The organism is Mariniphaga sediminis, assembly GCF_003573545.1.
GTDB lineage: Bacteria > Bacteroidota > Bacteroidia > Bacteroidales > Prolixibacteraceae > Mariniphaga > Mariniphaga sediminis.
Map to the genome: position 1 here is coordinate 1 of NZ_QWET01000003.1, position 25,734 is coordinate 25,734.

The 25,734-nt window shown below is 44.1% G+C and carries 16 protein-coding genes and 1 rRNA gene; 13 read left to right on the forward strand and 4 right to left on the reverse strand.

Translation table 11 applies throughout. The annotated features are described in order from the left end of the window. Window positions 1–105: 105 nt before the first annotated feature. The 3 genes from rrf (at window position 106) to D1164_RS04325 (ending at window position 3,768) form a co-directional block, all read left to right on the forward strand. Window positions 106–216 (forward strand): 5S ribosomal RNA (gene rrf, locus D1164_RS04315). 157 nt (window positions 217–373) lie between these two features. Then, window positions 374–2,350: a putative porin gene (locus D1164_RS04320; protein WP_172594334.1), complete on the forward strand. Its 1,977-nt coding sequence runs from the start codon at window positions 374–376 to the stop codon at window positions 2,348–2,350. A 38-nt stretch (window positions 2,351–2,388) separates the two neighbouring features. Further along, the gene (locus tag D1164_RS04325) at window positions 2,389–3,768 is read left to right on the forward strand and encodes an MltF family protein (RefSeq protein ID WP_241558252.1); all 1,380 of its coding nucleotides are present in this window, start codon (window positions 2,389–2,391) and stop codon (window positions 3,766–3,768) included. A 9-nt stretch (window positions 3,769–3,777) separates the two neighbouring features. Here D1164_RS04325 and sov read toward each other — a convergent pair whose 3' ends face one another. From sov to D1164_RS04345, 4 genes are read right to left on the reverse strand one after another with little or no spacing between them, the layout of a single operon-like run. Further along, window positions 3,778–11,313, reverse strand: coding sequence for a T9SS outer membrane translocon Sov/SprA (gene sov / locus D1164_RS04330; protein WP_119348731.1), 7,536 nt, complete (start codon window positions 11,311–11,313; stop codon window positions 3,778–3,780). A gap of 8 nt (window positions 11,314–11,321) precedes the next feature. Then, entirely contained in the window at window positions 11,322–11,903 is a 582-nt protein-coding gene (gene ruvA / locus D1164_RS04335; RefSeq protein ID WP_119348732.1) for a Holliday junction branch migration protein RuvA, read from the reverse strand. A gap of 11 nt (window positions 11,904–11,914) precedes the next feature. Next, window positions 11,915–13,012, reverse strand: a complete 1,098-nt coding sequence (gene pdxA / locus D1164_RS04340) for a 4-hydroxythreonine-4-phosphate dehydrogenase PdxA (protein ID WP_119348733.1) — start codon at window positions 13,010–13,012, stop codon at window positions 11,915–11,917. A 60-nt stretch (window positions 13,013–13,072) separates the two neighbouring features. Beyond that, window positions 13,073–14,494, reverse strand: coding sequence for a leucyl aminopeptidase family protein (locus tag D1164_RS04345; RefSeq protein WP_119348734.1), 1,422 nt, complete (start codon window positions 14,492–14,494; stop codon window positions 13,073–13,075). A 158-nt stretch (window positions 14,495–14,652) separates the two neighbouring features. On the opposite strand from D1164_RS04345, the gene D1164_RS04350 reads away from it, so the two are divergent. From D1164_RS04350 to D1164_RS04395, 10 genes are all read left to right on the forward strand, one after another. Then, window positions 14,653–14,991: a hypothetical protein gene (locus D1164_RS04350; protein ID WP_119348735.1), complete on the forward strand. Its 339-nt coding sequence runs from the start codon at window positions 14,653–14,655 to the stop codon at window positions 14,989–14,991. Between the two features lie 75 nt (window positions 14,992–15,066). Then, a complete protein-coding gene (locus D1164_RS04355) occupies window positions 15,067–17,163 on the forward strand; it encodes a TonB-dependent receptor (RefSeq protein WP_172594335.1) in 2,097 nt (698 codons plus the stop codon). Window positions 17,164–17,169: 6 nt separating this feature from the next. Continuing rightward, window positions 17,170–18,387 (forward strand): MFS transporter, encoded by a 1,218-nt coding sequence (locus D1164_RS04360; protein WP_119348737.1) that lies wholly within the window; start codon window positions 17,170–17,172, stop codon window positions 18,385–18,387. Window positions 18,388–18,391: 4 nt separating this feature from the next. Further along, window positions 18,392–19,753: an oxygen-independent coproporphyrinogen III oxidase gene (hemN, locus tag D1164_RS04365; protein ID WP_241558253.1), complete on the forward strand. Its 1,362-nt coding sequence runs from the start codon at window positions 18,392–18,394 to the stop codon at window positions 19,751–19,753. Between the two features lie 12 nt (window positions 19,754–19,765). Beyond that, complete coding sequence (gene hemG, locus D1164_RS04370; protein WP_119348738.1) at window positions 19,766–21,130, forward strand: protoporphyrinogen oxidase; 1,365 nt, start codon at window positions 19,766–19,768, stop codon at window positions 21,128–21,130. Beyond that, the gene (hemH, locus tag D1164_RS04375; RefSeq protein ID WP_119348739.1) at window positions 21,127–22,146 is read left to right on the forward strand and encodes a ferrochelatase; all 1,020 of its coding nucleotides are present in this window, start codon (window positions 21,127–21,129) and stop codon (window positions 22,144–22,146) included. Before hemG ends, hemH begins: the two co-directional genes overlap by 4 nt. A gap of 168 nt (window positions 22,147–22,314) precedes the next feature. Continuing rightward, a complete protein-coding gene (locus tag D1164_RS04380; protein WP_119348740.1) occupies window positions 22,315–23,082 on the forward strand; it encodes a Crp/Fnr family transcriptional regulator in 768 nt (255 codons plus the stop codon). A 261-nt stretch (window positions 23,083–23,343) separates the two neighbouring features. Beyond that, the gene (locus D1164_RS04385; RefSeq protein ID WP_119348741.1) at window positions 23,344–24,342 is read left to right on the forward strand and encodes an ammonia-forming cytochrome c nitrite reductase subunit c552; all 999 of its coding nucleotides are present in this window, start codon (window positions 23,344–23,346) and stop codon (window positions 24,340–24,342) included. Window positions 24,343–24,409: 67 nt separating this feature from the next. Then, window positions 24,410–24,799, forward strand: coding sequence for a hypothetical protein (locus D1164_RS04390; RefSeq protein ID WP_119348742.1), 390 nt, complete (start codon window positions 24,410–24,412; stop codon window positions 24,797–24,799). 20 nt (window positions 24,800–24,819) lie between these two features. After that, window positions 24,820–25,725: a DUF5777 family beta-barrel protein gene (locus tag D1164_RS04395; RefSeq protein WP_147372026.1), complete on the forward strand. Its 906-nt coding sequence runs from the start codon at window positions 24,820–24,822 to the stop codon at window positions 25,723–25,725. Window positions 25,726–25,734: the final 9 nt, after the last annotated feature.

Here is a 25,734-nt window from a genome sequence, read left to right on the forward strand (position 1 = left end):
GGACCCTGATATTGTAATCAAATAATCCTTTCTTCCCATCGTGCCTAAAGGTATTGCAGGCCGCATTTCTTCCAGGGAGAAGAAATCAAAGCGGTTCTAAAAGATTAAGGTAGCTATAGCGGCGGGGCACCACCTCTTCCCATTCCGAACAGAGAAGTTAAGCCCGCCAGCGCCGATGGTACTGCGTAAAAGTGGGAGAGTAGGCCGCTGCCGGATTTATCCAAAGCCCGTGTTCTTTTGAGCACGGGCTTTTTTATGAAATCCTGTTAATTTTCATGAAAAGTTTTTAAGTTTTATCCATCATTCCCTTGCTTTTTTTAGTTTTGCTTTGCTTTTGCACAATGATATGCGCGTTTTAAAAAGTATAAAATTATTGTTGGTCGTTTTGACCCTTTTGCCCGGTACGGTTTATTCACAAACACAGCGGGAAATGAGGATGGGGCAAAGGCCTCAGGGGATGCAGGACGAAGGAACCCAACACAATCCTGAAAAGCAGGTTGAACCGGGCATTAAACTTTGGGAATTAAAAGGGTTTGGTGCATTTAAAGATTCTGTCCGGTTAGATACTTTGCTTGATTACTCACATATTTACCATCCTGTGTATAAGAATACGCTCACAGCTTCTTACGTAGGGAATTATGGCTCTCCTTATCTGGATAATAATTTTTTTAACAGAGAACTGGATAATGATTTCTTTTTTCTGAGAACGAGAGACGCTTATTTAATGACTCCGGGAGCTATTAGCTATTACAATACCCGCACTCCCTATACTGTCCTTGATTTTACACAGAGTGAACACCGGACACGGAAAAATGAAACCCGGTTCAATGTCCTTCATACCCAGAATGTCAATCCGTATCTTAATTTTACTTTCCGGTACGATCAGGCGCGTTCTGCCGGGCAATACCAGAATCAGAGTACAAAAAATAATTTTGTAACGCTTTATTCAAGTTACAATAAAGATAAATGGAGTATTCATACCGGATTTATCAGTAATAGTATTTTGAATAATGAAAATGGAGGGTTACATGAAGATGCCGATCTGTTGGGTGAGCCGGATACCGACTTTCTTGACGTCAATCTTACCTCTGTTCGTTCCGAGTTTTCGAGTACATATATTTTTGCAACAGGGGAGTACCGGTTTGGACGGTACATTGATGTAATACCTGAAGATACCGATTCTGAAGATTCAGAGGAAGAGGAATTAGTAAACCAGAAGAAGTTTAAACCGTTTGCAGGGATTCTGTACTCTTTTGAATTTCAAAATCACAGGAAAGAATATATTGACGAGGAAGATACAACCAATACTTTTTTTGAACATGCTTATTTCGGGGATGACTATACGAAAGACTCCGTTCGTTTTAGGAGAATAAAAAACATTGTTCAGCTTAAACATTATGAAAACCCTGATAGAAAAACCAGCTTTGGGAAACGTGCATTTTTGGGGCAGGAGTTTGTAAAAGCCTCTTCTCCCGGCCCTGTTTTGGGATTTTATAATTATAGGACCCATAAATATTCAAATGTTTATGCCGGGGGAGGTATCTTTCGGGAAACAGGTAACTTCTGGAGATGGAATTTTGATGGCCGTATTTATCTGCTTGGAAGGAATGTGGGGCAAACCGAGCTCTCGGGTGTGGTGACAAAACCATTGCCGTTTTTGGGAGATTCCCTGGCTTCATTAAACCTGAAAGGACGAATTGAAAACTTGAAGCCTGACTATTTTCAGGAGGAATTTTATTCCAATCGAATCCGTTGGGATGAAGACCTGAAAATGGAACAGCGAATGACAGTGAACGGTAGCCTGAATTTTCCATCCCGGAAATTGGAATTGAGTGCCAATTATGCCATTATAAATAATTTTATTTACAACGATACTTTGGGAATTCCTTCACAGTTTGGAGGACAATTACTGGTTTTATCTGCTTTTGCCGACAAAGATTTTAAAGCTGGTAATTTTCATTTCAGAACGAGATTGTTATGGCAAAAAGCATCCAATGAGGAAATACTGCATTTACCCGACTTTTCTGCTTTTGTTTCAACCTATTTCCAGTTTGTGGTATCCAAGGTCTTATTTTCCCAGCTTGGTGTGGATATGCGGTACAATACAGCGTATTATGCTGATGCTTACCACCCGGCAACTGGTCTTTTCTATTTGCAGAATCAGGAAAAAATCGGCGATTTTCCGTATATTGATGCGTATGTGAATTTACGCCTGAAACGAACAAGGGTATTTTTTAAAATGATGAATGTAGGGACTGAATTTATAAATAAAGAGTACTACACTACACCAGGGTATCCCATGAACCGTATGACTTTCAGACTGGGTGTTGCCTGGACTTTTTACGATTGATGTTTTATTCCGAAATATATAAGTCAACCGTTAAAACCTTGTTTCTTTTTTTTGTGGTTCTTTTTTTTGTCTCATCTGTCGGCTGTAAAAGAAAACGGGAAAAGGAAGCGGGAAACGATCTTCAACACATTCAGGAAACCGGAATTTTAAGAGTAGTTATCGACTTTAATTCTACCAACTATTTTGTTTACAGGGGAAGACCGATGGGATATCAGTATGAGCTGATTCAATCCTTGTGCAATGATTTGGAGGTAAAAGCTGAAATCACTGTCAGCAATGATATGACGGAAACATTTGAAGGGCTTAAAAGCGGGCAGTTTGATTTAATTGCCAAAAATCTGACCGTTACACGGGCACGTAGCCTGGAGGTAGATTTTACCGAACCATTAAAACAAACCCGGCAGGTAATTGTCCAACGAAAACCTTCAAAAAATACACCCGATTCATTATTTCTGAAATCTACTACAGGGTTGGCGGGTAAAAAAGTTCACGTTCAAAAAAATACTTCTTATTACCGAAGGTTGACTCACCTTTCCAATGAAATTGGTTATCCTATTGAAATTGTGAAAGACTCGGTTAATGGCGTAGAACAACTTGTAGCGATGGTATCGCGGGGAGAAATTGATTACACCGTTTGCGATGAAAATGTGGCAATTCTGAATCAATCTTATTATCCCAATATAGATGTTTCGTTAAAAATCAGTTTTCCTCAAAACATTGCCTGGGCTGTAAGAAAAGGCTCCGGAGAGTGGCGGGAGTATCTCAACAGATGGATAACAAAGTTTGAAAAGACCGAAAAGTACAGGCAGATTTATTACCGTTATTTTGTAAGCCCACGCACTTCGGGGCGTTTCAACAGTGAGTACCATAGCATTTCAGGGGGGAAAATCTCAGAGTTCGATCCAGTTGTGAAAAAACTAGCTGTAAAATATGGGTGGGACTGGCGGCTGATTTCTTCTGTAATGTATCATGAGTCCCGGTTTAATCCTGAGGCTGAATCCTGGGGCGGGGCATACGGTCTGATGCAACTCATGCCAAATACCGCCGAGGCGCTTGGCGTGAATGATATTTACGATCCGCAACAAAATATTGAGGGGGGAATCTTACTTCTAAATTGGCTTGATAAGCAACTAATTACTTCCATTTCTGATTCGACAGAACGAATAAAGTTTGTACTGGCCGCCTATAACATTGGGTTGGGACATGTGCAGGATGCACAACGGCTGGCAGAAAAATACGGAAAGAACAGCCATGTTTGGGAGAACAATGTAGACTACTACCTGAGGTACAAATCATCTGAAAAATATTTTGAAGACCCCGTAGTCCGCTGGGGATATTGCCGCGGAGAAGAGGCCTTCAACTTTGTAGACAGGGTAATCGGAAATTATGAACATTACCGTAACCTGATACCTCAATGACACCGGGCATTATTGTGCCAATGTAAACCGGAAACTTACCCCAAAGTTTGTATTTGATGTTGGGAACGAAAGTTGCGTAAACGGGTTGTTCAACACCTTGTCAAAAAAGACACGAAGCTGGAACCGGTCGCTTAGCATATAATCCGCGTACGTTTTAATAGTAAAAGCGCTTTGTCCGGCAGTAATCTGATTATCCTCTTCCACAATTTTACGTAACACAGTTTTATTTTTCCGGTATGAAATATCAGCCCTCAAATTAAGGTCGTTGGAGTAAGCTTGTTGTGAATTTTTTGTTTTAATAATCAAATCCATCTGGGTGAAACGGTAGCCGGCTCCAATGGTGTATTCATTACTCAGCACTTCGGTGAGCTGATTATTGGCAAACGAAAGGGTCAGGTTACGCGACCGTTTTATTTCAGCACGCGTGGTCAGGTCGCCCTGCCAGGTTATATCTATATTGATAAGCGGGCTGAAAGTTTCCATGATACTTACCGAGTTAAAATCGTAAGCAGCAATAAAGTTGGTGTTGGTAGCCAGATCGCGTATGTAACTGAATCCGTCTTCCTGCTCAGCATATCTCAGATTGGTAATGAATGAACCCACATTGTAGCTTGAACGGTATGCATGTGTAAAGTTCAGGGAGCGTATTACGCGGTTCAACCCAGGTATTTTCGAAACCATCCCTTCGTACCGGATACGCCAGTTGGGGCGAATAAATTTTATGGAAGGGAAGAGGCCCAGCGAAACGGTTTCCGGATCTTTACCCTGGTAAGCAGCCAGGAATGCCGGAACCATAACTTCCACCGAGTTGGGCCCATAGCCATCCGGATATCTCGGGTCATCCGGGTGTGGCGCACTCGGGTCGTAACCAAAACCATTGTTGGGATTACGCCGGTTCGCAAGACGGTGGGCAATAATACGTCTGTATTCTTTAAAGTTCTCAAATGCTTCCGACTGGTGCACTTCTTCTTTCCCCATCGCAAAGAAGGCGGTTCCCCAGGTAAGGGTTGACATACTGAAGTTTCCGCTTTCGGAAAAGCTGTTGGGAGTGAAGTCACCACTCCCCGGATCATAGTTGTAGAACTCGTTTACATTTTTTGAAAACGACCGGTCGGCAGTAATATCGATGCGCAGGTCAGGCAAGGGTTCTACGGTAGCCCGGATGTTGAAACGCTCGTTTTTGGTAAAAAGATAAGGCGAATTCAGGGTGGAATCGGTCGTAATCCATCCTTTGGATGCGGCCTTCCGGGCGAAGTTGTAATCCTGCCAGCCTGCCAGGAATGGTAACCCGGGAGCAAAACTGGCTCCAAAGTCACGTTCAAACATATTCATCTCCGGATAGTAAGTTCCGGCGCCAAAAAGTCTTGGCTCGGGCAAATACCCTGGTAAAACGGTACCTCCATTCAGGCTGTAATTAACCGAAATAGTACGCACACCGATAAGCATTCGGGTGGTCAGGTCAAGAATGTCTTTGAAAAGGGTTTGGTCGCCCGGCACTCCTTTAACACTAATTCGGGCCTTCCCGCTGTCGGCACGGGCTGTAAATTCAATATTGTTGACATCAGTAATATTTATACTTCCCCGAACAGGTTCTCCGTTTTCTCTGGTCGCCAATACCCTTACTTTCCGGGTATTCAGCTTGTGGCTAATCGTTTGCGGCTGTCCGGATGTAAGCGTAATTTCGGTTGAGTATGTTTGTTCGGCTTTTTTTTGCGGTTGCTGCTGCTCTTGTGTCTGCTGCCTTCCTGTGCGCCCGCCCGATTGTCGGTTCAGGCTGTAACGACTTCCACCGGTTCTGCGGAACTTTTGGTTCAGTTGCTGGAAATACGGAACTTTATTGTAGAGGCTTTGCAAATTGACACTTCCGGTGAACTGCATATTCCGGGAATTCTGTACTCGGTTACCCAACCGGATGGTGTCGGCGGTCATGGGACCTGCCTGCCAGTCGTAAGTTCCCTGATAACGTACCGTGGAAGTAATAAAATTGAACATTTTAATCCGGTTGAGAGGAAGGGTATAAGAAATGTTTACATTGTGGTTATATAACGTTGGCCTTCCAAGGTTCCACAGGTTGTTAAGGATGGAATCGCGTTTCATCTGATAGTCGTCCATATTTTTATTTATTCGGCCTTCAGGCTCGTCAATACGCGAGGTAGACCGCGACGAGAAATCAAATTTGATGGAGCGGGTCAGATCATACCTGAGATCAAAAAACCGGTTCCACAGAAAATCCTTTTCATAAGTAGCAGGAAGGATAAATTCAGGATTGGTAATATTCCGGGTTTGCGTTTCGTGGTAGCGGCGCGTAAGGTCTGTGCGATACGAAATCTGCGTGGGCAACGGATAAAAGTTAAAATCGCCCAGTAGCTTCAACGGCCCCTTTTGTAACAGGTTAACCTTCCCGAATGGTTCCACAATTTTCGGACGGCTGCTGTAATTGTATGAAAACATACCCCGGTAAGTTTTGTCGAGGTTAAATTCAGTGTTTACATTGCGTTTAAAAATTTCGTTGTACGCATAAGACACTGCAAAATTTTCCGGATCCCAGATATGTGCCTTGGTTTTTTGGCGTTGTGGTTCTACCCTTACATTGGTAAAGTTGATGCTTTTTCGGGTAACCAAATCCTGTGAGATGTGTTTGATGGAATCGCGTATTTGATCCGATTCAGCCCTTTCCAGCGACTTGTCCAGTTCGATGTCCGGTTCCAGCGGATTGTATTTGGGAGTACGTACACTGCGTGAATAGCCGTAATACAGGGGCAGCCTGACACCTGCTTTTTCAGGGAAGAAGCGGCCCAGATCGATAGAGGTGGCTACATCTATTTCATTTAAGTCGTCCAGCGAACGGCTGTTGATATTTTGACTGATGCTGCCAAACCCGGCAGAACGGGTACGTCCGGCAACGGTAATGCTCCCCAGGTCGGCCAGCCGTGTGGTAACCCTTGCATTGGCAGCCCAACCTCCGCTTTCATCGAAATCGGAAAGCCGCATTTCATTCACCCACACTTCCACCGACTTGGATCCGGTATTAAGTTGTCCTCTCTTATTGCGGATACCCATCATTATCACCTGCACATTCCCCAGGTTGGGGCTTCCCTTTATTTTTACCCGGTTTTTATCTTTATTCCAGCCGCGGTGGACATCTTCATAAATATCCTGAATGCCCAAAGTGGAGCCTGCCATTCGCATTGTTGCATTTCGGTCAAGTTTGAGGTTGGTAAAAATTTCGAGCGGAATATCAAGCCTGTTTTCATCAGGCCATACAATATACCGATCGCTTTCAATGTCGTTTCTATACAAACCTCCATTATGTGGCGGGGTCAATTTTAAGGGGACTTCGTATTCGTAGTAGTTGTAATTGTAATCGGAACCCAGGCGGATAAAGAAGTGCAATTCATCGTCCTCCAGCGGGTAATTCTCCATTTCTTCAGCATGCACTTCTAATTTCAGCCGTTTATATCTTCTGAAGTCCATGTAAAGCGCTTTATATGCAGCACGGGCGTCACCCTGTTCCAGTTCGTTTACCTTTAATACCATCGACTGTTCGTTTAACTGGCGAAGCTGCGGGTTGGCGGGATCGATTACGCGGTCAATCCCGGGAGGCAGAATGTAGTTCACCGGCGAACGACTGCCGTTTTCTTCGATGTTTACAGCGGATACATCGAAAGTGGCATTGGGCGATACAGCGTCAGATTCGCCAATGGGACGGGTGTAGCGGCGCCAGTCGGCCCGAACCAAATCAAGGGTGGCAAAACGCAAAATCACCGGATCTTCAAAACCGCGTAAATACATTCTTAAAAACCGGATTGACTTAAAGTCGCGGATGTTTCCAACCACCTGGTTGGGATTACGAACCGGTATTTTAAACTGAAACCATTTCACCTCTCCTATCTGGCCGTTTTTTAACTGGACCCGGCTCTCTTTTATATCGGTAATATAGTTTTGTCCCAGTTGCATATCCTCTTTCCGGATATTGACCCTGTATTGATAATATCGTTCGTTTTCATTCAGCGTATTGTCGCCGTTAATGTCTTCCATATTGGGAATGGAGGATGCAGCCGTCAGGTAAGGTTCCGGGGATATCTCAGTGGTGGGCGAGTTTCCGTCAGGGCCATTATACTCTTTATATCGCTCAAGAATTCCTACTTCCTGCTGGTCATAATCGGAGCCACGGTAATAATGGAAATTATCGGAGGAAGGGTCGTTAAAATATTTTTCAAACACATCGTCGTAAACCAGGTTGCGAAGTTCATTCAGGTACTCTTCGTAAAATGACTGTTCATCTTCATCATTCAGGCCGTCGAGGCCAATATCCTGGTGTTTTCTTGACTGGTCGTCGTTTACAAAGGCATTTACCAGTGACTGGAGAGTGGAAACCCGTCCCCAGATAGTAGTGTCTACATTTGTAACTTCTTCGGTAGTTGGCAGACCCTGTTCGAACGATTTTCTGCCATCCCTTAAAATATCTTCAGAAATATCGCCGAGGTTGAAATAGAGTTGTCCGCCATCATGGGTACTCAATGTATCATATACAAAAGGATCCATCATCCAGAATTCGATAAATTCGATGTTGGAAGTTTCAAAGTCACTGGTTTCGATTTCCCGCATAATTCCACCCCACCTTGATTCCGGATTTGCCAGGGTCCCGTCAGGGTTTACCCCGGCAGAGAAACCGGTAGGAGAGGTGTCATAGTTATACGGGCCGCGTTCCTCCGGATAAAAAGCCAGGTCGAAAACCGGGATGTTGGTGGGCTCTCCAACCGGCGATTCTTTGGCAGGGAAAATTTCTTTTTCGTACACCTCGCGAACGAAGTGGTTAGACTGCAGATTCGGGTTATTCCTGATATGATCGGGAGTGAGGCTGTTATTTCTCAAAAAGAGCGGATCAATGATGTACCAGGCTAACTTGGCCCGGTTAAAACCCTGGCTCCTGTCATTGGTAAGGTTTCCTTCCGGGAAAAGATTGTTTTGGTTCTGCGGGGTACTTGCCATTACCCATGCCTGCCTTGCTTTCAGATCGATGGTTGTTTTGGTTCCTTCAAAATCGTCGATATAGGCATTTCCACTTTTCTCAATTACCCTGGAGTGTCCCGGAATCAACCGGGCAACTTCCGCTTCCATGTCAATTGTAGACGGAGTATTGGTACTGTAAAACGGCAGAGCATCTACTGCCTTGGTCAGCAACATACTTTCGGTCGACCAACGTGCATCCATTCCCATCATCAGGTTTGAAATAGGATCTTCCCCGTAATCCACTTTCTGTGTCAGGGGGCGTTCCTGCATGTAGAGCGCTGTGGCGCCGAGGTTAAAATTATCGGAAAAAGCATAGTTGGCATGTGCTCCAAGCAATGTTTTCCGCTGCATGGTAAAGAGGTCTTCGCTTTCGGTCGAAACCTGGATAGGGGTGCCCGCTTCAAGCAATGCCTGGTTTATAATTTTTACACGACCCAGAGTGTAGTCCACCGTATAGTCTACATTTTCAGTCAGTTCGCGCCCTCCGGCAGTAACTTTTACCGAACCCTGGGTCAGGTTTAAGGTTCCCAGGGCAATATCGGAACCGGAAGCTCCTTTGTAACTCCCTGACAATCGGAACTTATTATGTTCCGCATCCTGCTCGGCATACACCTGGATGGAGTCGTACAATGACTGGAAAGTATATTTTTCAATGAGTACCGGATCCTGAATAGCTTTGGCCAGGTGACTGCCAAATGGCTCCACCACCGGAAAAATAATCCGTCCCCGGTTTGAGTGCACCGTAAGCCCTTCAATGTAGTCAAACAAACCGTCTTTGTATGGGTCAAGTTGCTTGTTTAACTTGTCTAAGTTCATTACCTCCAGCAGTATATTTCCATTGATTCTTCCTTCCGGAAGGTAGTTAATGTACGTTCCGGTAGAATCGTTTTGGTAAACGATATTCAGAATAAAATCATCGTTGGTAAGCTGGTAGGCATCCAGGTTGTAAATGTTTTTCATCATCAGGTCCCAGGTGGGAAGGTTCGGCGACAGGTTTGTCCCTTTCAGCAATTTCAGGATCAGCGTTTGGGGCGCAGTAATCCCATCGGTTGAAAATTCACCCACCTGGAAAATTTTGCCGTTCGAAGTATAACTAAAGGCAACTGCCAGCACTTCATCTGCGTTGAGGGATGTGTTCAGTGAAATATAGCCGAGTCGCTCGTTTACGGTGTACTCTGACGGGGAGAGTTTCCGCGCCTGTTCAATCTTTTCGTAATCCTGCCCTCCGGTAAACCCGGGGCTAAACTGGGCCATTACCGAAGTGATATTCTCGGTGCTCCGGATATCGCTGTAAGTATTTGCCATTTCGTAATAAAGGCCGTTGGCATTGTTGAGCGGGAATATGTTTTCAGGATAAGGCATTCCTGGTGTTTCCTGGAATGCGGCAATGTTGTTGTAAATATGTGGATTGTGTTCCCCAAGATCCTGGAACGCAATGATATTACGCGATTCTTCAAAATTGTTGGATTTGTTGGTTACCCAGATTTCAATTTTGTTGATGTTGATAGGCGATGTGGGAACGGCGGTATTTTGGAGCCACCGGTCGTAATTGTCGCGGAAATATTGAGAGAGGAAGAAGTGGCGGTTCGCATCGTAGTCGGCCACTGAAATTTCGAAATTGGTAATTTGGGCACCTCCTTCTGTTTCCACTGTTTGCGATTCGCCTTTATGTTGCGAAAATAGTGTGGTGAGCGTCAACCTTCCGAACTGCATTTCGGCCTTTACCCCAAACAGGTTGGAAGCTCCTGTGATGAGTGTACCGTTTAGTGGAAGAGATACATTACCGGCTTCAATCCGTTTGAGGATTTCATCTTCATCTCCGGTGTATTCCAGGTTCATTTTATTTTCGTAATCAAAGGTGGCCTCGGTATTGTAATTCACCCGCATGTTCATTTTGGTACCGATCTGGCCCATTACGTTCATCTGGATCTTTTGATCAAAATCAAAAGTGGGCACCCTTCGTAAACGTTCGGGAATGGCCGTGTTTTCAGTGGTATTTACCTGGTAGCCAAAACTAACTTCCACATAACCCTGTGGTTGAATGTTGACCGTGTTGCCACCAAAAACCCGGTTAAACGCTTCTCCTCCGATAGTGAGTTTGGGAATGAGTGAACCGCGTTCGTCCATGTCCTGCAACCTGCTGCGCTGTTTCCAGTAATCCCTGATCGACTTATCAAAATCATAATCGATGTAATCGTCCAGGGTCATGGCTTGTGGCAGACGGTAGTTTAACCGGCCTATTTTTTCGTAGAAGACGTATTGTCCGGTTTCGGCATCGTATTCAATTTCAAAATTGATGTTACTCGGTTTATTCAGGTAAAGTTTGGTTGAGTCCTGCGAAGGGGTACCAAAGGCAGGCTGATCTTTAAACGGGAACGGTAACGATCCGGTGGTGTCAATTACAACCGAATCAGGGAGTTGCACAATGGGTTGGTACTCCAAATAATCGGATGCTGCAAAACTTCTTCCCCCATAAGTTAGCAGGGAAGCAATAAGGATAGTAAAGAATAATTCTCGTAAAAAGCGGGCCATTCCTGAATTTATAACCTTTTTAATGCCTGTTTTATCACACTCTGCACTGTTGCGTCCGGTTTATCCCGGATAATTTTCGACACAACTTTTTCTGCATCTTTCCTTGTAAAACCCAGTGTGACTAATGCAGATAACGATTCATTTTGCAGAGTATTGTCTGGTGAAATTAAAATTTGCCCGCTGTCCGCCAGTTTCCCGAATTTATCTTTTAAATCGATGATGATACGCTGGGCTGTTTTTGCACCAATCCCTTTCACTGCCTTTAATGTTTCGGCATTCCCGGAAGTAATGGCAGCCACTATTTCATCGGGCTCCAAAGACGAAAGCATCATAATCGCAGTACTGGCGCCGACACCACTTACCGAGATGAGATTCCGGAACAGATCCCGTTCGCGTTTCTCTGCAAATCCATATAAAATGTGGGCATCTTCGCGCACAACCTGGTGAATGAGAAGGTTGACTTCCTTTTTGTCGTTAATTTTGGTGTAAGTATTCAGTGAAATATTTACAAAAAAACCAATTCCACCGGCTTCAACCACTGCGCTTGCCGGGTTCAGTCCGGCAATAGTTCCCCGTATAAATTCGTACATGGAAAATCGGATTAATAATTTTGTTCGTCTTCGGCTTCAATGTCAACGCTCTCATCTTCCTGGTTGGAAGTAATGTCATATTTTTTCAGCGGGTTTCTGGAAATTTCTTCATGGATTTGTCGGTTTTTGTAAATGTCGAGTGCCAGATAGAGTGCCTGACGGAATGAATCAGGAGAAGCTTTACCTTCCCCGGCCAATGCATAGGCTGTTCCGTGGGCAGGCGAGGTGCGGACAACGGGTAACCCGGCCGTGTAATTCACTCCCCGTTCAAACGAAGCCAGCTTAAACGGAATGAGCCCCTGATCATGATACATGGCCAGGATGGCATCAAATCGCCGGTAGTTTTCTGAACCGAAGAAACCGTCGGCGGGATATGGTCCCAAAGCAATAATACCTTCCTTTTTGGCCTCCACAATGGCTGGCAGAATGATTTCATTTTCTTCATTTCCAAGCAAACCATTATCGCCGGCATGCGGGTTCAATCCAAACACTGCAATACGTGGCCGGGTAATGGCAAAATCCTGCTGCAGCGACTGTGAAATAATTCGCAGCTTCGATAAAATAACCTCCTTTGTAATGTGATCAGCTACCTGTGAAAGGGGCAAATGAGTGGTTACCAGCCCGACTTTCATCGTTTCACTTACCATCAGCATTAAAAAGTTGCCTGCATTAAATCGCTGGGCTAAAAATTCGGTGTGCCCGGGAAAGTTGAATTTTTCACTCTGGATATTGTCTTTATTAATGGGAGCGGTAACCAGCACATCAATCAAACCTTCATGCAGATCGGTAACTGCCTTGTCAAGCGCCATAAAAGAGGCTTCGCCTGCCATAGGGGTTGATTTTCCCAGTTCTACCCGTACATCGTCGTCAATGCAGTTAAGCACATGGGCGCGATTGGGACCGGCTTCTTTTGGGTTTCGTATGTGGTTTAGACTGAGATTGTTGATGTTCAGCGCTTTCCGGTGATAAGCCGCTACTTTGGGTGACCCGTAAATAATGGGCGTACACATTTCCAGGATGCGCGGGTCGAGTAAGGTTTTCATAATAACCTCGTAACTAATCCCGTTAATATCGCCATGTGATATTCCTACTTTGATTGTATTTGTCATTTTTTATTTTCTATCAGATTAACAATTAATCTTTTAAATGCGAGAGGCAAAGTTACGTTTTTAATTGAATTTTTTCAAAAAGTGATAAAGCAGACGGATTCCAAAACCAGTGCCTCCGGCTGGTCGGTAAAAATCTTTTTCCTGAAGGAAAGCCACCCCGGCAATATCGAGGTGAAGCCAGGGGTAATCCGTAAAATGTTCAAGAAATTTTCCGGCAATGGAAGTTTGCGCTTCCCGCACACCAAGGTTATTTAAATCAGCTACAGTTGATTGGAGTGGTTTGGCAAACTCTTCCCAGAGGGGCACCTCCACCATCCGTTCGTAAACATCTTCCCCGGTTTTTTTTAGCCTGAGCAGGTTTTCATTGCTGTTTCCCATTCCGACAAACGCCTGCGTACCGGTAATAATTTCTGCGGAGCCGGTAAGCGTTGCAATGTCCAACACCAGTTCGGGATTATACTTTTTTGCATAACTCAGCGCATCGGCCAGCAGGAGGCGCCCCTCGGCATCCGTATTTTTAATTTCCACGGTGGTACCGTCGAACATGGTAATCACATCGCCGGGCACGTAGGCATTTCCATCAGGGCGGTTGTCGGTGGCAGGAACCAGGCCAATTATGTGCAGGGGCAGTTTATTTTTGGCGACGGCGTACAAAACCGCTGCCACCACGGCGCCACCAGCCATGTCGCTTTTCATGTAGTCCATCGATTTTGCCGTGGGTTTCAGGCTTAAACCGCCGGTGTCGTAAACCACTCCTTTGCCCACAAGAACCAGCGGCTTTTTATTCCGGGCGTTTTCAGGTTTCCATTCCAGGACATTAAAAGTGGGCGGATCGATACTGCCTTTGTTTACCGCCAGAAGGCCGCCCATTCGTAATGACTCAATTTTTTTCCGGTTGAATATTTCCACGGAGAATCCTGCTTCATGCCCCATTTTTTCCATCTCTTCCGAAAAGCGGCTGGCAGTGAGGTACGAAAGTGGCTCGTTTACCAGGTTGCGGGCACAAAAAACAGCGCTGGTCAGTGTTTCCAGTTCAGTTATTTTTTTCTCGTCTACCCGGTCGTCGAGTACAAAAATTTCTGCCGGTGCATAGTTGTCCTTTTCTTTTTTATACTTTGAAAAAGAGTAGGCCGAAAGCAGCAACCCTTCCAAAAACGGAAGCGTTAGTTCATTTTTACTGCTCCCGATTATTTGCAGGGAAGTGATTTTTTCCGTTTTCAGCACATCGTAGAATTTGGAGCCGGCTTGTCGGGCCGATTCGGCTTGTAACCAGGCAGCCTTTCCTTCTTTGGCTTTGTGAAAAAAGAAAACCAGCGGCTGTTTAAAAACCGTCCACTCGTTTTCGGAAGCCATTTTTTCTTTCAAATAGCCGGCTTCTTTTTCAGCAAAAGAGGAGAAAGAAGGAGATTCAAAATTGTCGAACAACAATGCTGCTGAGATATTTTCTCTGCGATGGGTAATTTTTTTTATATTCGGTAGCATATTTTTTCAATTTGGGTCAAAAATACGATAAATCTTATTGTTTCTAAACCCACTGTTTCCATTGAGATAAATCAACGAAAAAAACGTAGCTATTGTTTTTTGAGACAAAGGTTTATTCTATTTTTGTGCATTCTAAAAGATAAGAATACAAAAGCAACATGTTTACATTCGGAATTTTTTCAACCCATTTGCCCTACCTCGCTTTTGTATTTTTCTATGCCTTTTTTTTCTTGTTTGGAATGCAAAAAGTTGCTGACGATGATTTACCGGGCGATGAAAAATGTTTCCGTCACCACGTGGTGGTTGTCACCGACCATCAGCTTGATGCCAGCGCCGGACAGTTCAGTTTTAATGCATTTGATTTTATGCGGTCTCCCGAAAAAGGGAAAACGTTTTATGTGGATCGAAAAACAACGTTTTTTTACGCTCCGGCAGAAAAATTGAAGCCGGAAATATTTTACTTCTCTTTCTTTTCAAGGCCCCCGCCAATTATCTGATTTTTTGTTCGTTTGATGAAAAATGGGCTTTGGGATGCAAGGCCTGGGTTTTTACATTGCCTTTTCAAAAAAATCATGAAAAAATTAACACTTTTAGCCATTATAGTTGTATCCTGCTATGCCGTAACCAGGGCACAGGAAGTAAAACAGGACAGTATAAAGAATTACAAATTAGACGAAATTGTTATTCAGTCGCCCAAATATAACCGGAATATCTTTGAAATTCCGGCAGCAGCAACCATGGTGTCTGAGCGGCTGATTGAAAACAGCCGGGTGGAAGACCTGACAAGTATTTCGTTGGTGGTTCCCAATTTTTTCATGCCGGACTATGGATCTAAATTAACCTCCCCAGTTTATATCCGGGGGGTAGGTAACCGCATCAATACCCCTTCGGTTGGGTTGTATGTTGATGATGTTCCCTACTTTGAAAAGGCCGCTTTCAACTTCGATTTTTACGATGTGGAGCGAATCGAAGTTCTGCGCGGCCCGCAGGGAACCCTTTACGGAAGGAATGCGATGGGTGGGCTCATTAACGTGTTCACCAAAAAACCCGGGAAGAAGCAATCAACGAGCGTTTCGGTTGATTACGGAAACTATAACCAGATTCGGTCGAATGTTACACACAACCAGCCCCTGGGGAAGGCGCTGTCTGTTCAGGCGAGTTTAAACCAGCGGCACAACGATGGATTTTATGAAAATACATTTTCGCAAACCGAAGTGGACAAAATCAATAGCTACTCCGGGCGGGTCAAGGCGCTGCTTTCGCCATCGGACAAGTTTAATGTTCTGACCAGCATACAATATGAAGACAGTAAGCAGGGAGGATATCCTTATGCTTTATTTGACGATCAGGAAATGAAAGCCGGTGACATCAGTTACGACAAGGAAAGTATTTACAACCGCCAGCTATTATCTGCCGGAGTAAACATGAATTATTCGGGTCCGGGGTTTTCCCTGCGGGTGAATTACAGCTACCAGTCACTGGATGATTTTCAGGAGATTGATCAGGATTTTACGCCCCAGTCATTGTTTTTTGTTGTGCAGGATCAGCAATTGAAAATGTTTGCCCAGGAGTGGAATATTGAGTCGGCAAAAGGAGGGGTTTATAATTGGCTGTTTGGCACCTTCGGTTTTAAACAGCTTCTTGACAAGGCAGTTACCGTAGAGTACGGCGAAGATGGACTAGCAAAATACAAGCTGCCGTTTTCGCAGTACCATTACACCAAGTTTTACGACAACACTAATTCCGGCATTGCCTTTTTTCACCAGTCAACGCTAGACCTGGGCGGGTTTTCGTTGTCGGCCGGCATTCGCGCAGACTATGAAAAGGCTACCCTCGATTATGTGCATGATCTTTTTATGAATGGCAACCGGAACAATGCCGATGCCTTTGTCAGCGAGATGGATTTTTTTGAGATCCTACCCAAAGTTGCGTTGAAATACAGCATCGACGAATATCTTGTTCCTTATGCAACTGTGGCAAAAGGGTACAACTCCGGCGGCTTTAATTCTACCTTTGAGCGGGATGAAGATCGTTCTTTTAAGCCCGAGCATTCATGGAATTACGAAGCCGGAGTAAAAGCAAAATGGCTTCAGCAACGAATTTATGCAAACCTAGCCTTTTTTTACATTGACTGGGTTAACCAGCAGATATACCAGGCAGTTCCCAGCGGCACCGGTTCCATGCTTACCAATGCCGGTAAATCGGAAAGCAAAGGCGTTGAACTGGAGTTAAAAGCGCTTCCGGCACGGAACCTGGAAACCTGGGTGAATTTTGGCTACAACAAAGCAAAGTTTGTTGAATACGTAAAAAACGAAAACGAAGATTACAGCGGGAATTACCTGCCGTATGTCCCCCAATATTCCTTTAATGTGGGCGGAAATTATCATTTTAACGTCAGGGCAAACTGGCTCGATCGTGTAAATATTCACCTCACCTACAATGGATTTGGTAAGCATTACTGGCACGAATCAAACGAAGCTTACCAGAGTTATTACGGCCTGCTGAACCACCGGGTCAGCTTTGATAAGGACAACATTACTTTTTCCTTCTGGGGAAAAAATATCCTGAATGCAACCTATAATTCATTCTACTTTCAGGCGTTGGGGAATTCATATGCCCAGATTGGCAAACCGGCCACCATGGGGGTTAACCTAAAAATATCATTTTAAAAAAGAATGAAAAAACAGGAAACAACAAAGTATTTTACGCTGCTGACCCTCTACCTGGCGCAGTCGATTCCCATGAGCTTTTTCTCTACCGTAGTGCCGGTCATTATGCGAATGGAAAATTATTCGCTAGAATCCATTGGCTACCTGCAATTGATTAAACTGCCATGGATTATTAAGTTTTTATGGGCGCCGATGGTTGACAGAAATTGCAACAATACAAGGCAGTACCGTCGGTGGATACTAGTTTCGGAAACGTTTTATGCCGTGGTCATTTTTTCCATTGGTTTTTTAAACCTCGAAACCGATTTTACCTCGATCATTGTTTTAATGGTGATTGCTTTTACCGCTTCGGCAACGCACGATATTGCCACCGATGCGTTTGCCATTCTTATTTTGAAGGAACGTGAACGCAGTTTGGGGAACAGTATGCAGTCGGCAGGCAATTTTATAGGAACCCTCATGGGCAGCGGTGTATTGTTGGTTATTTACCATTATTGGGGTTGGCAATACCTGCTTTTTTCGCTGGCGGCTTTTGTACTTGTAGTCCTGATTCCGGTTTCGCTTTACCGCGACCGGGAACAAAAGCAACCCGAACAATCGCGTAAAAATATTTCTCCCCTTGAGTTTGTCTGGTTTTTCAGGCAGAAAAAAATCGGGGGGCACCTTTTGCTTCTGTTTCTTTTTTATTCAGGCCTTATCGGTATTTTAACGATGGTGAAACCTTACCTGGTTGATTTGGGTTACAGTGTAAAGGAGATTGGCTTTATTTCCGGTATTTTTGGTACGGCTTGTGGTGCAGCAATGACAGTTCCTGCCGGTATATTTATCCGGAAAGTGGGTTTGTCCAAAGCTGTTTGGGTTTTTCCTCTCATAAACCTGATGGTAGCCTTTTACTTTTTTGGCCTCACTTTTACGAGCCATACCACTTATCTTATTTATATTGCCGTGGCATTGCTTTGGAGCGCTTACGCCATGTCGTCGGTGTTTGTTTATACGCTGGCCATGAAAATTGTGCGGAAAGGCCGCGAAGGGACCGATTTCACCCTTCAGATTGTAATCACTCACCTGAGCAGCCTCATTATTGCGGTGATGAGTGGTAAAATAGCCGATGCTGTGACGTACCGGGGACTTTTTGTCCTCGAAATCGGCATGGGACTTTTGTTAATTATACTGATTCCGTTTATATTTAAAAACCATTTTTACAAGAGCTATGCAGATTCCTGAAAATTTGATTCAAAAATATAACATCCCTGTTCCGCGGTACACCAGCTATCCGCCGGCCAATTTTTTTTATGAAAATTTTGGAGCAGACGATTATGTGAAGGCCATAGAAGCGTCGAACAGCGAGTGGCCCGAAAATATTTCCCTTTACATTCATATTCCGTTTTGTTCCAAGTTATGTCACTTTTGCGGTTGTAATACGCAGTTTACCCGCGATAAAGAGAAAATGGGCCGTTATGTGGAAGCGGTGAAAAAAGAAATCCGGATGGTGAAGCGGTTGCTTGATCCGTCGCGAAAAGTCTCCCAGGTGCACTGGGGAGGAGGTACGCCCAACACATTACCGGTTGAGATGATTCGTGGAATAATGGATGTCATTCACGAAAACTTTTCTTTTATCAAACGGCCCGAGATTGCCATCGAATGCCACCCGGCCATGCTCAATGAGAATTATACCGGTCAGCTGGTATTGGCCGGATTTAACAGGTTCAGCCTTGGGATTCAGGATTTCAGACAGGAGGTGCTCGACAACGTAAACCGTGATGCACCTAAAAGGCCGGTAAAAGAAATTGTAAGTTGGATACGAAGTTTTGAAAATACCAGTGTGAACCTCGATTTTATTTACGGGTTACCGTTTCAGGATGAAAGAACGTTTTCAGAAACCATTGAAAAGGCTTTGGAGATTTCACCCGACCGGCTGGTTACTTTCTCGTATGCGCACGTGCCCTGGATTAAGAAAGCACAAAAAATTCTTGAAAAACGCGGGCTTCCCGAAGCAGATGAAAAGCTGACAATGTTTGAAGCCGGCTTCAAAATTCTGACCGAAAACGGGTATACTCCCATTGGGCTCGACCATTTTGCAAAAGATACTGATGAGTTAAGTATTGCTTTGAAGAACCGGAAGCTGCACCGTAACTTCCAGGGATACTGTACCCGGGAAACCACCGGCCAGGTTTATGCTTTTGGCTCCACCGGAATCAGTCAGCTCGAAAGTGTATATGCCCAGAATGAAAAGAAACCCGACAATTATGTGGAATTGATTAACCAGGGAAAGTTTACAGTTGAAAAAGGATATCATCTGAACAGATCCGAAAAAGTTATACGGCACGTAATTACCGAAATCATGTGCAATGAGTTTGTTTCGTTTGAAGAAACCGCTGCACATTTCAGCATTTCAACAGAGGAAGTAAAAAAAGCACTGAATTTTGATAAATCCCAGTTCAGTGGCTTTGTGGCCGACGGTTTGCTGGAAATAGAGGGTGATCACAATTTCAAGGTTTCCGGTAGCGGCCGGTTTTTTATCCGCAACATTGCCGCCCGTTTCGATCCGAACCTGAATAAAACGAACAAACAGTTTTCAAAAGCGTTGTAAGCAAAATGAATAATGGAAAAGGAAGCAAAAATAAAAGTGGCCATTGTAGGTGCCGGTCTGACAGGACTCACCACAGCATTTTACCTGCGTAAAGCCGGGATCGATTTCCGGGTTTTTGAAAAAGCCGGACGACCCGGGGGGGTTATTCAAACACACAGGGAGAACGGTTTTACTTTTGAAGCAGGCCCAAACTCCGGTGTTTTGTCAAGACCGGAAGTAGCAGAGTTGCTCGAAGACCTGAAAGACGACTGTACCCTTGAAACAGCTGACGAAGCAGCCAAAGCCCGCTGGATTTGGAAAAAAAACAGGTGGGTGCCGCTTCCATCAGGCCTTGCTTCAGGAATTTCAACGCCGTTGTTTTCTTTTCCCGATAAACTGCGCCTGCTGGGAGAACCTTTTCGTAAAAAAGGCGACAACCCTGACGAATCGCTGGCTCAGCTCGTTTTGCGTCGGATGGGGAAAAGCTTTCTCGATTATGCCATCGACCCGTTTATTCTCGGTATTTATTCGGGCGATCCCGCCCGGCTGGTTACCCGGTATGCTTTTCCGAAGCTTTACAGGCTGGAGCAGGATTATGGCAGCTTTATAGGCGGTTCGGTTAAAAAGGCAAAGGAACCCAAAACCGACCGCGATAAAAAAGCTACCAAAGCCATTTTTTCTATTGAAGGTGGATTGGGCAATCTGATCCATGCTTTGGTGAAAAATATAGGGGAAGAAAAAATTCAGTTGAATTGCAACACGATTTCCTTTGGGAAAAAAGACAATGGATTTTTTTCCAATCAGGGAGACGAAGCGTTTACCCACGTGGTTTCCACTACGGGCAGTTATGCACTGGAAAGTTTATTCCCGTTTCTTGAAAAAGAGAAACTGCATGCGGTTACAAAAATGGAATACTCCAGAGTGGTGCAGGTTTCGCTTGGCTTTAAAAAATGGGAAGGGAATGAACTCAGGGCATTTGGCGGGTTGGTACCCTTTATTGAGCAGCGGCGTATTTTGGGTGCGTTGTTTCTTTCATCTTTTCTGAAAAACAAAGCCCCGGAAGGAGGCGCTTTGCTCTCTGTGTTTCTTGGCGGTGTTCGCAGGCCCGAAATAATAGATCTGTCCGATGAAGAAATTGCTCACATCGTGGAAGAAGAACTGACAGAAATGTTTCAGCTAAATACATTTAAACCGGAACTCCTTAAAATTTTCCGCTACAGCCATGCCATTCCTCAGTATGGTTTTGAATCCCATGAAAAGATGGAAACCATTGCACAGCTGGAAAGTGAGCACCCCGGGTTGGTGCTGGCAGGGAACATCCGCGACGGAATCGGTATTGCAGATCGTATAAACCAGGGGAAAACGGTAGCTTCCCAACTTATAAATTCCGGAAAATGAAAAACGATAAAACGGCAGTCCTGCTGATGAATGTGGGCAGCCCCAACGAGCCCAAAATTGGATCTGTTTGGAGATATCTTACCGAGTTTCTGAACGATAAACGGGTTATCGACCTTCCTTTTTTGCTTCGTAAATTTCTTGTGAATTGTATCATTATCCCGTTCAGGGTGCGGAACTCGACAAAGTTGTATCAAATGCTTTGGACAGAAAAAGGCTCGCCCCTTATTTTTTATTCCTTTGAAATGAAGGAAAAGCTGCAGGCCAAGCTGGGGGATAATTACGAGGTTTTTGTGGCAATGCGTTATCAGAATCCTGACTTCCGGAAAGTTATCGGGAACATTAAACAACGCGGGTTTAAAAAGTTGGTATTGTTTCCGCTTTACCCGCAACATGCCATGTCAACTACAGAAACAACGGTTTTTGCCATTGAAAAGGAGTTAAAACAGCAAAAGGCAACTATTGATCTGAAGGTAGTCGGGCAGTTTTACGACAATCCGCAGTTCATTAAAGCTTTTGCCGAACAGGGCCGGAAATACGACCTCTCAAAATTCGACTACGTGGTTTTCTCTTATCATGGTCTTCCCAACAGGCACCTGGAAAAAGCCCACCCGAACATCGATCCCGAAACCTGTTCCTGTGAGGTTTCCGTTCCGTCATACGGGAAACAGTGTTACCGGGCATCCTGCTACGCTACTACAAGACTGCTGGCAAAGGAGCTGGGATTGGAAGCGGGACAGTATTCCGTTGCATTCCAGTCGCGGCTCGACAAAAACTGGATGGAACCGTTTACGGATAAGGTGCTGATTGAAAAGTTGAAAGAAGGAAAGAAGCGAATTCTGGTTTTTGCCCCTGCTTTTGTGACGGACTGCCTGGAAACCATCATCGAAATTGGCGATGAGTACCGGGAGATATTCCTGGAACAAGGAGGGATGGATTTGCAACTGGTTGAAAGTTTAAACGCTGAGGATTCGTGGATTGAGGCTATGGACGGCCTGATAAAACATGTGGCTTTTTAGATGGGACAGGAGTGAAATTCCGTTGCTTGTCTAAATAATCATTATAATAAGCACAAAAAGATATTTTTTTGCTATTATATGTTTTCAGGAAGTAGATTTTTTTTGCTATGTTAGCAAAGTGATTTCTGAAGGTGAGTAAATTGTATTTTAAAATACTTTTACAGTGTAATGGCAGATGATATTCATTTAAAAGGCGTTGATTTTAACTGCCTCCATTGTGAGAAGCAGCATAACGACTGTGAGAAAACATTGGACTGCTGCTGTAAAAACTGTTTTAATGACGGTAGTACCAATCTTTTGAAATCACTGGACTACAAAGAACTGGATTTCCTGGTGGACGGGAAGCAACAAATAATCTACAAACCGGGTGAAACCATCATCAAGCAAAATACTTCTTCTACCTATGTGGTTTGCATTCGTAAAGGTCTTGCCAAAGTATATGTTGAAGGAGTAAAGGGAAAATCATTGGTTGTGAGGCTCATTGGTCAGCATGATTTTGTTACCGGCGGCGATCTTTTTAACGGGAACGTTCAGAAATTCACTATTTCGGCGGTTACAGAGGTTCACTGCTGCCTGATCAGCGCATCGAAACTTTCACAACTTTTTTCAGAAAACAACCGCTTTGCCGTGGAGCTGCTGCGGCACCACACGAAACAGAATAACGACCTGCTGAACAAGCTGGTAGTCCTTACGCAGAAATATATGCCGGGCCGGGTTGCAGATACACTTCTCTACCTGAAAAACCACGTTTTTTGCGTCAATCCGTTTTCGGTTCCGCTAACCCGGCAGGATTTGGCTGATATGTCGAATATGACCAAAGAAAGTTTGGTGAGAATACTTCAGCAGTTTAAATCTTCCGGATTAATCAAAACACAGGGAAGTACCTTCGAAATACTGGATGAGAACGGCCTTCAGGAAATAAGCAGAAACGGCTGATTGATATATGTCAATCTTCTGATTGTTCCAGATCACTTTTCATAAAAATTTATATCAATTACAACTCATTGATATATCATCAATTACACTCCAGTTTCAAACGGTTTCCATTGTATTTTTACGACATGAAGTTTTTAGTAATTAATTAGAATTATAAACAACTAAACTGGTCATGTTATGAAATATGTATCTTTTTTAAAACTGTTATGTTTTTGCGTCGTGTGTGCATTTCTTGCCACATCGTGTGTGAAAGAAGGACCAATGGGACCTGCGGGAGCCGACGGTGAAGATGGTCAGGATGGTATGAATGGTGTGGACGGGAATGTTTCCTGTCTGGCGTGCCACAATAGTGATAATATAGAGTCCATTCAGGGGCAGTTTGCCATGTCGGGGCATTATGCCGGTGAAGCAGCAGTTGCTTATGCTGGTGCACAGGCAAGATGCGCTCCCTGTCACTCTCACGAACAATTTGTTCAATATGCTGAGTTGGGTGGAGTGGCTGGTGATATTTCGAGCCCGAGTGCATGGAAATGCAATACCTGTCATGGGTTGCATGAAACATTTGAAACGACCGACTATGCCCTGAGGCTAAATGAACCGGTAGTTGCACAGTTTGATAAATCAACCGTTTTGGACATGAAGGGGAACAGTAACCTTTGTGCCAATTGTCATCAAACCAGAACTCCTTCTCCGGTAGATGAAGAACAAAAAGCCAGAGACGGAAGTGTTATTGATGAAGCGGGAAATGGAATGTTTGCCATTACTTCAACCCATTACGGACCACACCACGGGCCACAGTCTAATTTGCTGGCAGGAGTTGGTTTTGCAGAAATTCAAGGTTCTGTTTCGTATCCTTCTGCCGGAAATTCAGTACACCTGAAAGAAGAGGCTTCCTGTACGGGATGTCACATGGGTGAATTTAGCAACGGTGGCGGCGGACACTCCTGGCATCCCAGCCTGGATGCATGCAATACATGCCACGAAACAGCAGATTTTAATTATCGTGGAAGACAAACCGATGTGGCAACAAAACTTACTCAACTAAGGGAGAAGCTTATTGAATTTGGAGTTGTGGAAGGAAACGAAGAAGAAGGATTTGAGCCGGTGGTCGGTACTTTCCCAATGGTTCTGGCACAAGCCTATTTTAACTGGATTGGTTTGGTGGAAGACAGAAGCCTTGGGGTACACAATCCTCATTATACAAATGCCTTGTTGATCAACACGCTGGAAGCGTTGGATGCATATCAACCAGCTAATTAGCAGGTACTGTTATTCAGGCTTTGGTTGCTTTAAAAGTAGCTGGTACAGGAATGAAAAATGATACAAGATGAAGATTCAAACTAAAATATTGCTGTTGGTTGTTGTAGCGGTTTTTTTTGCTGTAGGGTGTAAATACGACTGGGTAATTCCCGAAGAAGTTCCGGATATCGATCCGAATGAAGATGTCATTAAATTCTCGGAACATATCCTGCCTATCTTTACAGACAATAATAACTGTACAGCCTGCCACGACGGGGGCCAGATTCCCGACTTACGGACTGATAAAGCTTATAATTCGCTGAACAGCGCCAGGTATATTAATAAAACATCGCCCGAAGAAAGCAGAATTTATTCTGTCCCTCATCCTGATACAGACGGCCATTCGCAAAAAAAATATTCTGCAACGCAGGCTGCATATATTAAGGCATGGATTCAGCAGGGCGCTGAAAATAACTAACCGCAGATAAAATGGTAAAAATGAAGAATTATATATTGCTCCTTTTACTTTCCATCCTGCCTTTTTCCGGAATTTTTGCACAGGAAGAGCAGGAGAAGGACAAGCCGGTGAGGGCGCCTTTTGCAAGTGGATATCTGATTGATAACCAAACGACCATGATTCCAATTAAAGGCACATTGGAATTTGCCATTCAGCATAAATTTGGAAGCATTGAAAACGGCATTTCCGATTTTTATGGAATTTATTCTCCCGGCTCAAATATCAGGCTCGGGTTAAATTATGTGCCAATAACCAATTTTCAGGTGGGTCTCGGTTTGAGCAAAGAAAAAATGTACACCGACCTGAACGCCAAATGGACCATTCTTGAACAAACCCGTGAAAACACCATCCCGGTGGCGGTTGCGCTATATGGAGTTCTAGCTATTGACGGCAGGAATGAAAGCGCTTTTGGAGAAGGTAAAGTTTGGCACTCGGGAGAAGGAATATCAGAATTTGAAATGGTTCTTGCCGACCGGTTTTCTTATTTTTCTCAACTGATTGTTGGCCGTAAGTTTAATCACTGGCTTTCGCTTCAAACAGGCGTAAGTTTTACGCATTATAACATGGTTGAACGGGAATTTGACCACGATAAAGTCGGATTGCATTTTAACGGACGAATTAATGTTTCACCACAGTCATCCATCATTTTCAATTACGATTTGCCGCTGAAAATTCAGCAGATTTCTGAGCAACTTGAAGTGCCTAAGCACCACGAACCCAACGTAGCTTTAGGTATTGAGATTGCTACCAGTACGCACGCTTTCCAAATTTATATGGGAAATTCGGGCGGTATTATTCCGCAAGATGTGATGATGTGGAACTCAAATAGCTTTAGCTGGAAAAATTTAGCATTTGGTTTTACGATAACGAGAATTTGGAATTTTTAATTTAACCAT

What these genes read in the sequence shown, in the direction of transcription:
- D1164_RS04355 (WP_172594335.1), top strand. Translation starts at nt 15,067, where the DNA reads ATGAAAAAATTAACACTTTTAGCCATTATAGTTGTATCCTGCTATGCC.
- pdxA (WP_119348733.1), bottom strand. Translation starts at nt 13,012, where the DNA reads ATGACAAATACAATCAAAGTAGGAATATCACATGGCGATATTAACGGG.
- D1164_RS04395 (WP_147372026.1), top strand. Translation starts at nt 24,820, where the DNA reads ATGAAGAATTATATATTGCTCCTTTTACTTTCCATCCTGCCTTTTTCC.
- D1164_RS04390 (WP_119348742.1), top strand. Translation starts at nt 24,410, where the DNA reads ATGAAGATTCAAACTAAAATATTGCTGTTGGTTGTTGTAGCGGTTTTT.
- hemH (WP_119348739.1), top strand. Translation starts at nt 21,127, where the DNA reads ATGAAAAACGATAAAACGGCAGTCCTGCTGATGAATGTGGGCAGCCCC.
- sov (WP_119348731.1), bottom strand. Translation starts at nt 11,313, where the DNA reads ATGGCCCGCTTTTTACGAGAATTATTCTTTACTATCCTTATTGCTTCC.
- ruvA (WP_119348732.1), bottom strand. Translation starts at nt 11,903, where the DNA reads ATGTACGAATTTATACGGGGAACTATTGCCGGACTGAACCCGGCAAGC.
- D1164_RS04350 (WP_119348735.1), top strand. Translation starts at nt 14,653, where the DNA reads ATGTTTACATTCGGAATTTTTTCAACCCATTTGCCCTACCTCGCTTTT.
- D1164_RS04345 (WP_119348734.1), bottom strand. Translation starts at nt 14,494, where the DNA reads ATGCTACCGAATATAAAAAAAATTACCCATCGCAGAGAAAATATCTCA.
- hemG (WP_119348738.1), top strand. Translation starts at nt 19,766, where the DNA reads ATGGAAAAGGAAGCAAAAATAAAAGTGGCCATTGTAGGTGCCGGTCTG.
- D1164_RS04360 (WP_119348737.1), top strand. Translation starts at nt 17,170, where the DNA reads ATGAAAAAACAGGAAACAACAAAGTATTTTACGCTGCTGACCCTCTAC.
- D1164_RS04385 (WP_119348741.1), top strand. Translation starts at nt 23,344, where the DNA reads ATGGGACCTGCGGGAGCCGACGGTGAAGATGGTCAGGATGGTATGAAT.
- D1164_RS04380 (WP_119348740.1), top strand. Translation starts at nt 22,315, where the DNA reads ATGGCAGATGATATTCATTTAAAAGGCGTTGATTTTAACTGCCTCCAT.